We start from the raw sequence: 14733 nt of genomic DNA on the forward strand, positions 1-14733 counted from the left end.
ATTGATAATGGAGGATTAAGAACGCACTAAACCCTATGAGATATGAACAGCCTGTTTTCTTTCGCCAGACATAAATCATCCATTATCAATTCTCCCGTCCCAATTATCTTGCTGTTGTTGTTGTGCTGCATCGCAGGATGCCGTGGAGGACATCCTGCCGAAAAAGAAGAAGCGGATGACCTGCAACAGATAAAGGACAGCGGAGAACTGGTCGTATTGACACTGTACAGTTCCACTTCCTACTTCATCTACCGTGGCCAGGACATGGGATTCCAGTATGAGCTAAGCGAACAGTTTGCCAAGAGCCTGGGAGTGAAGCTGAGAATAGAGGTAGCCCGGAATGTGCACGAACTCATAGAGAAGTTGCTGGCAGGCAAGGGAGACCTCATAGCCTACAACCTTCCCATCACCAAGGAATGGAAAGACAGCCTGCTTTATTGCGGCGAAGAGGTCATCACGCACCAAGTCATCGTGCAACGTAACGGCGGACGCACCAGACCACTGAAAGACGTGACGGAACTCATCGGGAAAGATGTATATGTGAAGCCCGGAAAATATTATGAACGGCTGGTCAATCTGGACGAAGAACTCGGAGGAGGTATCCACATCCATAAAGTGACCAACGACAGTATCAGTGCAGAAGACCTCATCACCCAGGTGGCACAAGGAAAAATCCCCTATACCGTAGCAGACAATGACGTGGCACAGCTTAATACCACCTATTACCCTAACCTGAATATCGGACTCTCCATCAGCTTTGACCAGCGTGCATCGTGGGCAGTCCGGAAAGACTGTCCGCAACTGGCAGCCGCCGCCAACAAATGGCATGAGGAGAATATGACTTCACCTGCCTATACGGCAAGTATGAAACGATATTTTGAAATCGGCAAGGCCATTCCCCACTCTCCTATCCTCTCCCTGCGCGAAGGAAAAATTTCCCATTACGATGATTTGTTCAAGAAATATGCTCCCGAAATAGACTGGGACTGGCGTCTGCTGGCGTCTCTGGCGTATACAGAATCCAACTTCGACTCCACTGCCGTATCTTGGGCGGGTGCCAGGGGGCTGATGCAACTGATACCTGCCACAGCCAGGGCTATGGGGCTACCCGAAGGAAAGGAACAGAACCCTGAAGAGAGCATAAAGGCTGCCGTGAAATACATAGGCGCCACAGCCAAAAGTTTTTCCAAGATACCCCAGGAAGAACGCATCAACTTTGTGCTGGCATCTTATAATTCCGGTATCGGCCATGTGCTGGATGCCATGGCACTGGCCGAAAAATACGGCAAAAACAAATATGTCTGGCGTGATAATGTAGAAAACTTCATTCTGCTAAAAAGCAATGAGGAATACTTCACCGACCCCGTCTGCAAAAACGGCTATTTCCGTGGCATCGAAACTTATAACTTCGTAAGGGATATTACGTCACGCTTCGAGCAATACAAGAAAAAGATAAGAAAATAAGGAATAAGGATTAGGGGTTAACGAATTGCGCATAATATTAGGAATATATGCCGCAGGAATGTTAATCCCTTATTCCTAATCCTTAATCCCTAATCCTTAATCCTTATTTTCCTTCCTATTTAAAACAGATTCAGTTTGTTCTTTCTCGCTTCTTCCAGGGAAACGGTTGTCACTTGTTTCTCCCGGTTCTTTTCGCACAACTGCCGATACTTCTCATGCAGTTCTTCTTCCAGCTCCTCCTTTGTCTTAGGATTCATCAGCTTGGCTGCTACTGTAGCATTCTGTGAAGCGTCCTTCAGATGGATTACGGGAGCATGATAGACCGGAGCAATTTTCAGAGCTGTGTGAAGCGGTGAAGTCGTGGCACCACCTATCAGCAGAGGAACGTCCAGACCTGCCTTTTCCAGCTCAATGGCTACATGCACCATTTCATCCAGCGAAGGGGTTATCAAGCCACTCAATCCTATCATGTCTACCTTTTCCTCTATGGCATGCTGTACAATGGTTTCGGCAGGCACCATGACGCCAAGGTCTATTATTTCGTAGCCGTTGCAGGCCATTACTACCGAGACTATATTTTTGCCAATGTCGTGCACATCACCTTTCACCGTAGCCAGCAGCACCTTCCCGGCAGCAGTCGCACCTTCTTCTTTCTCCGACTCGATTACGGGCTGGAGAATGGCAACCGCTCTCTTCATGGTGCGCGCCGTCTTCACTACTTGCGGCAGGAACATCTTGCCTGCCCCAAACAAGTCGCCGACATGATTCATGCCTGCCATCAACGGACCTTCAATGATGGAAACAGCCTTGGGATACAGCTTCAACGCTTCGGCAAGGTCTTCTTCCAGATAATCGCCGATACCCTTTGTCAAGGCGTACTTCAACCGTTCTTCCACAGGAGTCCCCTCTCTCCAGGCAAGCTGGGAATGGGCGGCAGCCTGCCGCTCTCCTCCGGAAGTTTTCGCCGCCTCCGCTTCCGCTTTCAAGCGTTCGGCAGTTTCTATCAGACGCTCGGCAGCATCGGGACGACGGTTCAAGACCACATCCTCTATGCGCTCCAATATATCAGCGGGAATATCGGTGTAAAGAACGGAGGCAGCCGGATTGACGATACCCATATCCATGCCCTCGCGGATGGCATAGTAAAGGAATACGGCATGCATCGCCTCGCGGATGTAATTGTTGCCGCGGAAAGAGAAGGAAAGGTTACTCACCCCTCCACTGACATGCGCACCGGGCAGATTCTTCCGTATCCATCCGGCGGCACGGATAAAGTCTACAGCATAATTGTTGTGCTCGTCCATACCGGTTGCCACGGCAAGTACATTCGGGTCGAAAATTATATCATGGGGATTGAAGCCTGCCTTGTCCACCAAAAGACGGTATGCCCGTTCGCAGACCTCAATCTTACGTTCGTACGTGTCTGCCTGCCCTTTTTCATCAAAAGCCATCACCACGGCTGCCGCACCATATCGCTTGACGGTACGCGCATGCTCTAGGAATTTATCCTCCCCCTCCTTCAAGGAGATGGAGTTGACGATGGACTTGCCCTGCAGGCATTTCAGCCCTGCCACAATCACTTCCCACTTGGAGGAGTCTATCATGACGGGGACGCGGGCAATCTCCGGTTCCGAAGCTATCAGATGGAGGAAAGTCGTCATCTCTGTCCGGGCATCCAGCAGTCCGTCATCCATATTGATGTCGATGACCTGCGCACCGTCTTCCACCTGCCGGCGAGCGATGCTGAGCGCCTCGTCGTATTTCTTTTCATTAATCAGACGCAGGAATTTGCGCGAACCTGCCACATTGCAGCGTTCACCCACATTCACGAAGTTGTTTTCCGGCTTCACTTCCAGAAGTTCAAGCCCGGAGAGCCAAAGATTTTCCGGTCTGGGAACCGGCTGATGGGGCGTTGCACCGGCAATCAGCGAGGAGTACTCGGCAATGTAGGCATCTGTCGTTCCGCAACAGCCACCGATAATATTCACCAATCCCTCATGGATATACTCTTTTACTTCATGTGCCATATCGGCAGGAGTCTGGTCGTATGTGCCCAAGCTGTTGGGCAGTCCGGCGTTGGGATAAGCGCTGATATAATAAGGTGCACGGGCAGCAAGCTGCTCCAGGAAAGGTTTCAGCTGGTGGGCACCAAAGGAGCAGTTCAGCCCAACGGAAAAAATATCGGCATGTTGCACGGAGGCGAGAAAAGCATCCAAAGTTTGTCCCGACAGAGTACGCCCTCCAATATCAGAAACAGTCACAGAGAGCATCAAGGGTACATGAACTCCTACAGTTTCCATCGCCTGCCCGGCGGCAAAAATAGCAGCCTTGGCATTCAGCGTATCAAAAATGGTTTCTATCAGCAAAGCATCCACACCACCTTCGAGCAATGCTTCCATCTGCTCACGGTAGGCATCGGCCAGTTCATCGTAGCTCAAGGCACGAAAGGCCGGATTGTTCACATCGGGACTCATGGAGCAGGTCTTGTTCGTCGGTCCTACGGAGCCTGCCACAAAACGGGGTTTGTCGGGAGTAAGAGAAGTAAACTCATCTGCCACTTTGCGTGCCAGGCGCACTGCGGCAAGATTCATCTCACGCACATAGTCCTGCACATGATAATCGGCCATACTGACGCGGGTGGAACTGAATGTATTTGTTTCGATAATATCTGCACCTGCCGCCAGATACTTGCGGTGAATGTCTTGTATCACATCGGGGCGTGTCAGACAAAGCAGGTCATTGTTACCTTTCATCTGTCCGGGAATCTGCGAGAAGCGTTCACCCCGAAAATCTCCCTCTGTCAAGTTGTATTGCTGTATCATGGTGCCCATTGCACCATCCAAAATAAGGATGCGCTCACGCACCAAACTACCAAGTTTACTCATATTATCTTTTAAACATACGCGCCATATCGCGTTTGTCATCTTTTTCCTTCAGTGATTCGCGCTTATCATATTGCTTCTTACCTTTGGCAAGTGCCACCACAAGTTTGGCCAGCCCTTTTTCATTGATAAACAAACGCACGGGAACAATGGTGAAACCCGGATCTTTCGTGCCGCGCATCAGTTTTTCAAGTTCCTTCTTATTCAACAAAAGCTTGCGCTCCCTGCGTGCATTGTGATTGTTGTACGAACCATAGAAGTATTCGGCCACATGCATGTTCTTCACCCACAATTCGCCGTTGGCAAAGTAACAGAACGTATCGACTAAGCTTGCTTTCCCCAACCGGATGGACTTGATTTCTGTGCCCGTAAGCACAATGCCAGCCGTATAGGTGTCCGTCAGTTCGTAATCGAACGTAGCACGCTTATTCTTTATATTTACAGGAGCTTGTTTCATAACATTTATCAGTTTAGCACTACCGTCAGCTTATTGAATATCCATTCAATCACTACCGGACAAGCTATTAACAAAATAGAAGAAAGAATGGTGAAACGCAAACGGTCTTTATCTTCTATCTGCATCACCTTTTTGCTTCCTTCCCACACCACATACACGATATAGAATTGGAGCAACAGAGCCATAATGCCGAAATCAGGCAATATGCCGATAACAATCCGCAGCATGAACACTACTACCAGTGCATAACCAGCAAACTGTTGCGCCAAAGGAATATCACTGTCCAGCATAAACATGCGGACACGCAACCCGTTGATGAGATAGGCTGCCAAAAAGTATCCTCCAAACAAGGATACAGCCACCGCACAGCATTGTGTCATGGCATATTGAAAGCTTTGCGGCCCGTCCCATCCCATCTTCATCAAAGAGCCGATGAAAACGGACAACCCGCATAAACCAATCATGGGATAGACAAAAGTAGTAAACACTTTTCGTCTATCCTCTAAACTAATTTCCTCCCAGGCACGAGCCGGAGAGGAAATCAGTAGTATTACTATATGAAATAAATCCTTGTAATTCAAATCTTATTTTTCAGCTTCTCCCTTTGTAACTGTATACACTTTTTCCTCCGTTTGAGGATCGTCCAACTTCAATGAATATGAATTTACTTTCGTAACAATTTCAATAGTAGTCGGATTCTCAAAAGTAGATGTTTCATGTTTGTAACGTTCAAACACCTTTCTTAAATCATATACTTTATAGAACAATCCCAACCCATAATAACCACCAGTATTTGCAGTTAATGTGTAAGATGTGCTACTATTGGATGTCGAATCACCATTAGAATTATGACCCAAATATAATCTTAAAGTTGTTCCATTATCCTCATTCGGGTAATACACTAATGTCAAAAAATGTCTTTTGTTAGTAATATAATAATTTATTGGAAGTAGAAGCGTATAATCATCATAGAAAAACTTAGGAGCATATTTTATACCACCAGCATCATATCCTAACGAAATGATAGCAGCATTGTTAGACTTGCTGATTGAATCATTTGTAGCTACTCCCTTCTGTTCAACTATTGCCACTGTATTATCTAATGATTCAATAGAGTACAATTCAACGCCCTTAATATCTTTTTCATCAGCAGGTATATTTACTTGAGTGGGGTCCCAACGATAGTATATCTGTGCCACCTTATCGCTCATTTCAGACATTTTGAAACCATTAGCCTCTAAAGCCGAGATTGAAGCAGATGTCGGAGTTATAGTTACGCCATTCTCACCTTTAAAAGAATAAAGACCCATATAATTCTGAACTTTAACCATACCCCCTCCATAGTTGTAAGGGTCACTATCTGAATTCAGACACGAAGTAAACGAAATGCCCATCAACAATGTCAAGGCAACCATCAAGAATTTTAATTGTTTCATCTTTCCTATAAATATTAGAGTTTGCAAATTTAGATAAAAGAATTGAGTAATATAGTACTCTCCTCGTTTTTTCATTGTTTTTAAGATTAAATGAAAGATTAATCTAAATACTGCAAGCCCCAATATTTATTTAACATTTATAAACAACCATAATTTAGATAATCACATTATTCTAAAACATATTCTCCTACCAATTTCCCTGTTGTTGGATTATATGTTCTAGCTTTGAAAAAAGAAAAGCAGTCTCCACTCCATTTTCCTTTAACTCTAAACGTTTTAGTATCCCCTATTTTCCTCAATGTAGCAACGTAAGTCAAACTACCTTTGTACATGATTAACACCACATCAAGTTTTACAGTTTCACCTGGTTGAATCGGGATTTGTCCAGTTCTCGTTTTTGTTACCGTTTTACTATCACGTGTACCATAAGTCCACGATTTATTTGTCTGCTGCTGTACAGAAACATTAACTCCAAGCGAAGAATCATCTCCTAATACATTAGGTATACCCACGCTTAATCCTCCTGAAATAGTGACACTTACCCCTTCTGTTTTTGAAAAATTGGATTCTTCTGTATAGCTTGTAGATAAAGAATAGTTCCATGTATCAACGCTTAAATGTTCATTTGTATATTCATCATGGTCACAAATCACTTCTGTAGGTTCAAAGCTGTCAACCGTAGTCCGTACGTACTCTAAATCCACAAGTTCATATTCACCAACAGGAACTATTTGCCATTTAGACAAATCAGTAGAACTATCATCATTAAAAGTCATATCAGAAGAAGTGGATGATTTAGAACGCAAATAAGTAGTAGAAAGGCTAAAAGGACTACCGTATCCTCTAGAAATAAGCCACTTATTATCTGCTATAGGTGTAAAGTTAAATACAGGTAGAATACTACCTGAGACCATACATAATAATTTTATATTTGTAGGTTTTTCTATATTATCACCAAGTGAACCATAATTATATGGGTCAGGGAAAATGGCAGCCACTTTATTAGAAACAATTCCACTATTACCTTTTTCCAGCAAAATAGCAGTACCAGCATTAATTTGCTGCCTAGCAATCTTCCATCTTTGTCTTCCACTTCCGTCATCTTGAGAATTCAGCACAAGTTTAGTACCGGACTTTTCAGAAGACAAATATTTACGTTTTGTATTTCCCACATTCAAGATATTTACAGGTATACCATCCAATTCTATTATTGGATCAAGATCTGCAATAGAACCTGCCGTCCTTGTCTTCACCTGCTCCACATCACTAATTTCCATAATGTTGTCCAATCCCTCTTGTTCACAAGAGAATAGAGCCAACACTCCTACCAACAATAAACTAATCTTTTTCATAAGCATTACATTTTTTAGTTAACAATATATCATAATTCAAAACAGCCATATGCATATGCCCCATTATCTCCTTTAATTTCTATACAATACTCCCCTGATACTCCGAAAGGAAGTTGCAAATATTTCCGAAGGGGAGATGGAATATTCTCGGAAGAAGAATAAATCACAGAACCATTTTGGGAAATGGCAATTTCCACTACCCCGATTCCTTCCATAAAATCCAATTCCACGGAATAATTAGAATCTTCAACGAATACAACAAATGGCACTAATGGTATAACGGAACGGCTTCCATCTTCTTTTCCCGTAGTCAGAATTTCAAAAGGAATATCATTTGAATGCAAAAAGACTTCTTCTTTTCCAGAAGCAATACTTATGTCGACCAAAGGATTAGCATCGACCTTTAATAAAGAAAATAACAACAATACAGATAAGATAATTTTCAGTTTCATAGTCTTTCATTTTTTATTTATACAAAATTAGGGACTATTCAACAATAATTCAGCAATAACTATGCAGACAAAAATAGGGTAGGTAATAAATTATATATCAACACACTACAAAGAAACATATAGGACAAAAAAACGTTTTTTCTCAATACATCATTACCATTTGCTCTAAAGAATCATTCTTAGTAAGTCCTAAATCTGCTTTTAGTCTTTGTCTGTTTTTATATATGGATTTCATTTCACAATCAAAAACAATCATTAATTGCTTGTTAGAGAATCCCACTTTCAGCAACGCAGCCAACAATAATTCATTTTTTGTTAAATCAAACTCTTGTTTAAGTCGAGTAATAAAATTCGCATGAACCAAATCCAAAAAGTCAAATATATGTTGCCGTTCAGCAATAGTCATATTACTAATAATCAAATTTCCTTGCTTCAATTCCTCTAATACAAACAAGGCGTCAACACTCGAATTCTCACATACTCGCTTATTTTCTGCTATTAAACAAAGGATTTTTCTATTCAAGATTCCTATTTCCTCTTTTTTAGCCTGACGTTCCTGTAAGCTCGCATTCTCCAATTCTGCAATTCTACAAGCATATCTATTAATAATTGCATTATTATTTCCAATAATTTCGACATTACGCAACAATTTTGTTCGATACCTTTTCCTAACCAGAAAGAAAGCGATGATGCCCAACCCTAATATGAATACAAATAAAAACAAATAAAAATAAGTCTGTTTCTCATTTTCCAGCCTTATCTGTTTATTTTCCAAAACAAGCTTATCATTTTCGTATTTTTTCTGCAAATCCAACAACTGTTTTTGTAGTTCAGCATTACGAACCACCTCTAATAATGAATCAGACTTCTCTTTATACAAAAACGCTTTCAAATAGTTTCCATCTTTCTTATTCATATCAGCTAAATAGCAATATGCACCCGAAGACACAAAAATATTAGTTGCATTGATACAAGAAACAAAACAATCTTCAGCTTTTTTCTTTTGGCCCACTTCAGAATAAACACGTCCCAAAGACAAACTATAACGATATTTATCATTAAAATCATCACAAAGTTCCATTGCTTTCGAAAAATACTCTATTGCTTGTGGATATCGTTTCTCATTATTGGCAATGAGTCCTAATAAATGTAGAAACGATGCCTTCATACCACTAATAGTATCACTCAACACAAGCCCTTTTTCAGCATACCAACCTGCACTATCATTATGATGTAACGAAAAATAACATCTTGCCATATTCCTATAACCATATAAGACACGACGTCTGTCACTCGCCTGTTCATAGCACCTGACAGAATGTTTAAAATTGTCTATAGAATTTTCATACAATCCCTGAGCCGAGTTCAAATATCCTATATATTCCCAAATCATTCCTTGTACTTTATAATCCCTAGTTTCTTCCAAGAGACTCGATGCTTTCAGATAAGCCTGCATGGCATCAGAAAGGCGATCCTTTAACAACATCACTTTTCCATAATAAAAGTAGGCCTTCCCTGCCTTCAATTTATCACCTTCCCGTTTATAATATTCTACCGCTATCGTTATTAATGAATCAGACTGCAAACTATCCAAATAGTTTTTATCCAAAGCCTGCGTTAAAAGCAAAGCATAATCTGCCCTCTGTTGCCCTCTCAAACATTTTGGGCATTCAATTTGCCTCAGAAGCAACAAAGCACTATCTGGAAATAATTCCATACAGGCTTCCACGCGCCTTAAGACATTATTGCCCTCTTTTTCTTGCACACATGAGATAAGCAATACAAGAATCATCAATAAATTAATTCTATTTCTCATTCCGTCATTCATAGCTTGCATATTTTAGCTTTCAGATAGAATATCTCTCCGATACCGAGGGGCAAGATTGGACATCGGCTAATATGACATCTCCGCGTTACCCTCTATTACACAATTTCGGCAAACAGTTCCAAATGCTCATCCACATAGCCGGCGACCAAAGCAGTATATCCTTCCTCCTTTTCCAAAAACTCGTCTTCCAATTCATCGAAAGCCTCATATTGCTCGTACATTGCCATGAACTCCTCGTCTGTGCGTTCACGCTCCAAATCGTCACGATGGCTATCGTATATTTTCTTGGCAGCATAAACCAACTTGCTCAAATCGCCCACTCCCCACAAACGCATCACTTTGGCAAACGGATTGTCGAAAATATAACCGCCATAACCATTTTGAATCAGTTGGCAGAAGCCCCCTTCCATCACTTCATCACGGAATATCTGATAGGCCAACAATGAATGCTGTTCACCGGTAAGCAAAGACATCGTCCCGGCAGTCATTTCTCCGCCTATTTCTTTCTTATAAGCACCGGTGAATACGCCGATGAATGCATCCATCCCTTCACCGGCAGCCTGGCGCAATGTCACATCTGTAACTTCTATCATAGTTTGTATTTTATTTAATGTGCCACAAAGGTAAGACTTTGCAGCCATAGTCAAACACGGACTCCCCTTTATTTTCTTCGCCTTGCCAACCAGTTGGCAGGATTTTGCCTTACCATTGGCAAGACTTTGCCACCGCGTTGGCAAAACTTTGCCATAGGCATGGCAAAAGTTTGCCAAGACGCAAGCAAGGGGTTGGCAAAATTACTTCCTGATTAACAAGCACATACCTTATTGATTCACAAACCCTATCAGAGACGAGAAAAAACAGTCAACTGCAAACTCCACTTTACATTCCGCAGAAATTCAGCTTCTTATTACTTCTTTTTTTAAAAAAAGTCAAATTGAACAGTTGGCAGAAACGGGGAAAACAACTAACTTTGCACCCGACTAATAAAAGTGGACTACGTTTTTTTTAATTATATCACTTAAAAAAAGAGCTAATTATGACTTATTCACACGAAGTGGAACACATGTGTGTTGTGAAGAAAGGTCCTAATCACGGACCGGCTCCTATTCCCGAAGAAGGTAAATGGGTAAAAGCTAAAGAAATTGTTGACATCTCTGGTCTGACACACGGTATTGGCTGGTGTGCTCCTCAGCAAGGTGCATGTAAATTAACCCTCAATGTAAAGGAAGGCGTTATCCAGGAAGCTTTGGTTGAGACTATCGGTTGCTCCGGTATGACTCATTCTGCTGCTATGGCATCAGAAATCCTCCCGGGAAAGACTATCCTCGAAGCATTGAATACTGACCTCGTTTGCGACGCTATCAACACAGCTATGCGCGAACTCTTCCTGCAAATTGTTTACGGTCGTACTCAGTCTGCTTTCTCTGAAGGCGGTTTGATGATTGGAGCTGGCTTGGAAGACTTGGGCAAAGGTCTGCGCAGCCAGGTAGGCACATTATACGGAACGTTGGCTAAGGGTTCTCGTTACTTGGAAATGGCAGAAGGTTACATCAAGACTATCGCTTTGGACAAGAACGACGAAATCTGCGGTTACGAATTTGTTCATCTGGGCAAGTTTATGGATGAAATCAAGAAAGGTACAGACGCCAATGAAGCATTGAAGAAAGTTACCGGTACATACGGCCGCTTCACTGAAGAGCAAGGTGCAGTTAAACACATTGACCCACGTCACGAATAATATAAGGAGGAAAGACATATGATTAGAGAAGTAAAATTTGAAAGCCAAGACCGTCGTATCAAGCAGATTCTTGCTGCATTGAACGCAAACGGTATCAAAGACATCGAAGAAGCCAATGCTATCTGCGAAGCTCATGGTCTCGATCCTTATAAGACTTGTGAAGAAACTCAGCCCATCTGTTTCGAAAATGCAAAATGGGCATACGTTGTAGGTTGCGCCATCGCCATTAAGAAGGGCTGCAAGAACGCTGCTGAAGCTGCTGAAGCTATCGGTATCGGTCTGCAGGCATTTTGTATTCCGGGTTCTGTAGCTGACGACCGCAAGGTTGGTATCGGTCATGGTAACTTGGCAGCCATGTTGCTGCGTGAAGAAACCAAATGTTTCGCTTTCTTGGCAGGTCACGAGTCATTCGCTGCTGCCGAAGGTGCTATCAAGATTGCCGCTAAAGCAGACAAAGTACGTAAAGAGCCTCTGCGTTGCATCCTGAACGGTCTCGGCAAGGACGCTGCACAGATTATCTCCCGTATCAACGGCTTTACATACGTTCAGACTCAATTCGACTACTACACAGGTGAACTGAAAGTAGTTCGTGAAATTGCATACAGCGACGGTCCTCGTGCCAAAGTAAAATGCTATGGTGCAGACGATGTTCGCGAAGGTGTGGCTATTATGTGGAAAGAGGGTGTGGATGTATCCATCACTGGTAACTCTACGAACCCGACCCGCTTCCAGCACCCGGTTGCCGGTACTTATAAGAAAGAACGCGTATTGGCTGGCAAGCCGTACTTCTCAGTGGCATCCGGTGGTGGTACTGGTCGTACTCTGCACCCGGACAACATGGCTGCCGGACCGGCTTCTTACGGTATGACCGACACAATGGGTCGTATGCACTCAGACGCTCAGTTCGCTGGTTCTTCATCAGTTCCTGCTCACGTGGAAATGATGGGATTCCTCGGCATCGGTAACAACCCGATGGTAGGATGTACAGTGGCTTGTGCGGTTGACGTGGCTCAGGCTTTGAGCAAGTAATCATCTGATATACAGATTATATATGAAGAGCTTTCCTTAGGGAAGGCTCTTCTTGTTTTAACAGACTTCCACGCTATCCTTGCTCTACTCACCTTTGCCTATCATCCTTTAATATCATCACTTTATCAATTGTGACGGTGTACTATATTATACTCTATAAATTCTCTATAAATTGCCACATTATTGCTAATTCTGTGACGTACTTGTGACGGGGTATCTATACCGTCACAACAAAGCAAGACATTCATAAGTCACTATGTATCAACTAATATCAAAATCATATTAAACACCTCCTATCTTATATTATTAATGGCATGTGACGAAATTACTTCAATCATACAACTTTATACTATTTGCTTTACACCTCTACCTTCAAATTCAAGAACATTTAGTTTACATTAGTTTCCCCTCTGTAATATGGTTAACTTCGTATCAGATTAATTCAATTATCAATTATCAAATTAATACAATTATGAGACTTACCAAGAAGAACTCTCCTAAGAGTTACACTATCTACTACCTACCACAAGAGATTAAAGAAACTATGGTTACAGAGGTCAGTTACCTGCCTATTACCAGAGAGAGACTGGAACAGTTCTTTAAAGATGCGGCAAGTAAGCGAAAGCCTAAATTAGTCAAGAAGCGGAAACAGTCAAGGCAGCAAGGGGGTTAATTCCATGCTGCCTTTATACTTCAATGTAATAATATTTAATTACTGTTTAGTCCAAGTTGTTACATAAGAATCATCTCCTATTTCATCATCGAAGAACTGTCTTGTTGTCATGGTATTACCGCTAAATGTAACATAATAAGTATCAATATCCGTTGGAACCAAATCTCCGTCCTCTTTATATGTAACGGTTAGAACGGTAGTCTTAGCATCATAAGTATAAGTAAATGAAACTGGAGATTCAAGGCCTCCATGATAATATTCTTGTTCTATTCCTGTACCGTCTGCATTAAATTTCCATATAAAATAATCACCTTCTCCATAGCTATCTATCCAAGTACCTACCAACGGATTATTACCATTATTACCATTATTACCATTATTATCTTCATCATCATCATCACTACATGCTGCGAAGTTAACACTCATAATTACGGCTACGATAGCCATTCCAATAAATCTTAATGTTCTCATTTTAATTAATAAATTAAGTTAGTAATATAGTTTATAAATATTTATCCACTCCATTTGTACAGCGTACCGTCTTCCGTTCATCCAGCATTCTCATGTACTGCAAGTTCTTTGTCTTATTGTACATGAACTTATCCTCATGCCAAAGGTGGTAAACAATACCTGCGAACTTCAAATACCGTTTCCGGCAACCACTGTTCAGCAGACGCTTGCCCAAATCAATATCCTCACTTCCCCAACCCTCATAGAATTCATCATAACCGTTTACCTTGATAAAATCCTCACGGAAGAAGGACATGTTACAGCCCAATGCAGCCGAACGCTTTCTACGGTATCTCGGAGCCAAGAAGCGAGCCAGCCATATACAATGGATTGCATTCTCCGGCTTGCTTTCAATTCCTTTCGTCCAGACATGAATCGGGCGTACCATACCGGACTTACATATTTCCTCTGTCAGCTCTTTGCCCAAGTTTACCCTTCCACCTTTCACGTAAATGCCATGACCGGCTTCACGGAGATGGTCGGCTATCAGCTTTGGATGCAGGAACACATCACCGTCTATCTCTATGATATAGTTTCCCGTACTACGGGCTACACACTTGTTGCGCATCATAGCCAATCGGAAACCTTTATCCTCATGCCACACATGTATGATTGGAAACGGTGCCTGCTCTTGCAGCCTTGCTATCAACGAGGCGGTCTCTTCCGTAGAGCCATCGTCTCCTATAATGACCTCATCGGGCAGGACTGTCTGCTTGAACAAGCTGAGTAAACATACTTGCAGAGCATCGCAACGGTTGTAAGTAGAGACTATTACGGAAATCTTCCCCAAGTCCTTTCTATTCATTACTACCAGATTTAAATAAGTTAATCAGATTAATTATTACCACTCTATACACTCTTGCCTTCTTTTATATGGATATATGGATGAAGTGGCTTGAATAAGTGCACAGA

13 protein-coding genes are annotated in these 14733 nt (G+C 42.3%); 3 read left to right on the forward strand and 10 right to left on the reverse strand.

The annotated features are described in order from the left end of the window. Positions 1-42: 42 nt before the first annotated feature. The gene (locus DW039_RS00695) at positions 43-1464 is read left to right on the forward strand and encodes a transglycosylase SLT domain-containing protein (RefSeq protein WP_207810761.1); all 1422 of its coding nucleotides are present in this window, start codon (positions 43-45) and stop codon (positions 1462-1464) included. 119 nt (positions 1465-1583) lie between these two features. On the opposite strand, the gene metH is transcribed toward DW039_RS00695, so the two are convergent. The 8 genes from metH to DW039_RS00735 form a co-directional block, all read right to left on the reverse strand. Next, positions 1584-4349 carry a methionine synthase gene (gene metH, locus DW039_RS00700; protein WP_120175641.1) on the reverse strand — a complete coding sequence of 922 codons (2766 nt, stop codon included), beginning with the start codon at positions 4347-4349 and terminating at the stop codon, positions 1584-1586. Between the two features lies 1 nt (position 4350). Beyond that, entirely contained in the window at positions 4351-4803 is a 453-nt protein-coding gene (gene smpB, locus DW039_RS00705) for an SsrA-binding protein (RefSeq protein ID WP_005831836.1), read from the reverse strand. A gap of 8 nt (positions 4804-4811) precedes the next feature. Next, positions 4812-5384, reverse strand: coding sequence for a Yip1 family protein (locus DW039_RS00710; RefSeq protein WP_120381558.1), 573 nt, complete (start codon positions 5382-5384; stop codon positions 4812-4814). 3 nt (positions 5385-5387) lie between these two features. Then, entirely contained in the window at positions 5388-6314 is a 927-nt protein-coding gene (locus tag DW039_RS00715; protein ID WP_120381622.1) for a hypothetical protein, read from the reverse strand. Between the two features lie 92 nt (positions 6315-6406). Beyond that, positions 6407-7591, reverse strand: a complete 1185-nt coding sequence (locus DW039_RS00720) for a hypothetical protein (protein WP_243635003.1) — start codon at positions 7589-7591, stop codon at positions 6407-6409. Between the two features lie 29 nt (positions 7592-7620). Further along, entirely contained in the window at positions 7621-8043 is a 423-nt protein-coding gene (locus DW039_RS00725) for a DUF3244 domain-containing protein (RefSeq protein WP_120381560.1), read from the reverse strand. A 142-nt stretch (positions 8044-8185) separates the two neighbouring features. Next, positions 8186-9871 carry a lipopolysaccharide assembly protein LapB gene (locus DW039_RS00730; RefSeq protein ID WP_232058982.1) on the reverse strand — a complete coding sequence of 562 codons (1686 nt, stop codon included), beginning with the start codon at positions 9869-9871 and terminating at the stop codon, positions 8186-8188. Between the two features lie 95 nt (positions 9872-9966). Next, the gene (locus DW039_RS00735; protein ID WP_120381562.1) at positions 9967-10464 is read right to left on the reverse strand and encodes a DMP19 family protein; all 498 of its coding nucleotides are present in this window, start codon (positions 10462-10464) and stop codon (positions 9967-9969) included. A gap of 443 nt (positions 10465-10907) precedes the next feature. On the opposite strand from DW039_RS00735, the gene DW039_RS00740 reads away from it, so the two are divergent. Together DW039_RS00740 and DW039_RS00745 are read left to right on the forward strand one after the other, a co-directional pair. Continuing rightward, the gene (locus tag DW039_RS00740) at positions 10908-11609 is read left to right on the forward strand and encodes an iron-sulfur cluster assembly scaffold protein (RefSeq protein ID WP_005831848.1); all 702 of its coding nucleotides are present in this window, start codon (positions 10908-10910) and stop codon (positions 11607-11609) included. Positions 11610-11627: 18 nt separating this feature from the next. Continuing rightward, on the forward strand, positions 11628-12638 hold the full coding sequence (locus tag DW039_RS00745; protein ID WP_005831851.1) for a GGGtGRT protein: 1011 nt from the start codon (positions 11628-11630) through the stop codon (positions 12636-12638). 712 nt (positions 12639-13350) lie between these two features. Here DW039_RS00745 and DW039_RS00755 read toward each other — a convergent pair. Then, positions 13351-13782, reverse strand: coding sequence for a hypothetical protein (locus DW039_RS00755; RefSeq protein WP_120381563.1), 432 nt, complete (start codon positions 13780-13782; stop codon positions 13351-13353). 31 nt (positions 13783-13813) lie between these two features. Continuing rightward, on the reverse strand, positions 13814-14626 hold the full coding sequence (locus DW039_RS00760; RefSeq protein WP_120381564.1) for a glycosyltransferase family 2 protein: 813 nt from the start codon (positions 14624-14626) through the stop codon (positions 13814-13816). Between the last annotated feature and the right edge of the window lie 107 nt (positions 14627-14733).

It is taken from the genome of Bacteroides sp. AF39-16AC, assembly GCF_003602735.1.
Lineage (GTDB): Bacteria > Bacteroidota > Bacteroidia > Bacteroidales > Bacteroidaceae > Bacteroides > Bacteroides uniformis.

What these genes read in the sequence shown, in the direction of transcription:
- DW039_RS00695 (WP_207810761.1), top strand. Translation starts at nt 43, where the DNA reads ATGAACAGCCTGTTTTCTTTCGCCAGACATAAATCATCCATTATCAAT.
- metH (WP_120175641.1), bottom strand. Translation starts at nt 4,349, where the DNA reads ATGAGTAAACTTGGTAGTTTGGTGCGTGAGCGCATCCTTATTTTGGAT.
- smpB (WP_005831836.1), bottom strand. Translation starts at nt 4,803, where the DNA reads ATGAAACAAGCTCCTGTAAATATAAAGAATAAGCGTGCTACGTTCGAT.
- DW039_RS00715 (WP_120381622.1), bottom strand. Translation starts at nt 6,314, where the DNA reads ATGAAAAAACGAGGAGAGTACTATATTACTCAATTCTTTTATCTAAAT.
- DW039_RS00720 (WP_243635003.1), bottom strand. Translation starts at nt 7,591, where the DNA reads ATGAAAAAGATTAGTTTATTGTTGGTAGGAGTGTTGGCTCTATTCTCT.
- DW039_RS00725 (WP_120381560.1), bottom strand. Translation starts at nt 8,043, where the DNA reads ATGAAACTGAAAATTATCTTATCTGTATTGTTGTTATTTTCTTTATTA.
- DW039_RS00730 (WP_232058982.1), bottom strand. Translation starts at nt 9,871, where the DNA reads ATGAATGACGGAATGAGAAATAGAATTAATTTATTGATGATTCTTGTA.
- DW039_RS00735 (WP_120381562.1), bottom strand. Translation starts at nt 10,464, where the DNA reads ATGATAGAAGTTACAGATGTGACATTGCGCCAGGCTGCCGGTGAAGGG.
- DW039_RS00740 (WP_005831848.1), top strand. Translation starts at nt 10,908, where the DNA reads ATGACTTATTCACACGAAGTGGAACACATGTGTGTTGTGAAGAAAGGT.
- DW039_RS00745 (WP_005831851.1), top strand. Translation starts at nt 11,628, where the DNA reads ATGATTAGAGAAGTAAAATTTGAAAGCCAAGACCGTCGTATCAAGCAG.
- DW039_RS00755 (WP_120381563.1), bottom strand. Translation starts at nt 13,782, where the DNA reads ATGAGAACATTAAGATTTATTGGAATGGCTATCGTAGCCGTAATTATG.
- DW039_RS00760 (WP_120381564.1), bottom strand. Translation starts at nt 14,626, where the DNA reads ATGAATAGAAAGGACTTGGGGAAGATTTCCGTAATAGTCTCTACTTAC.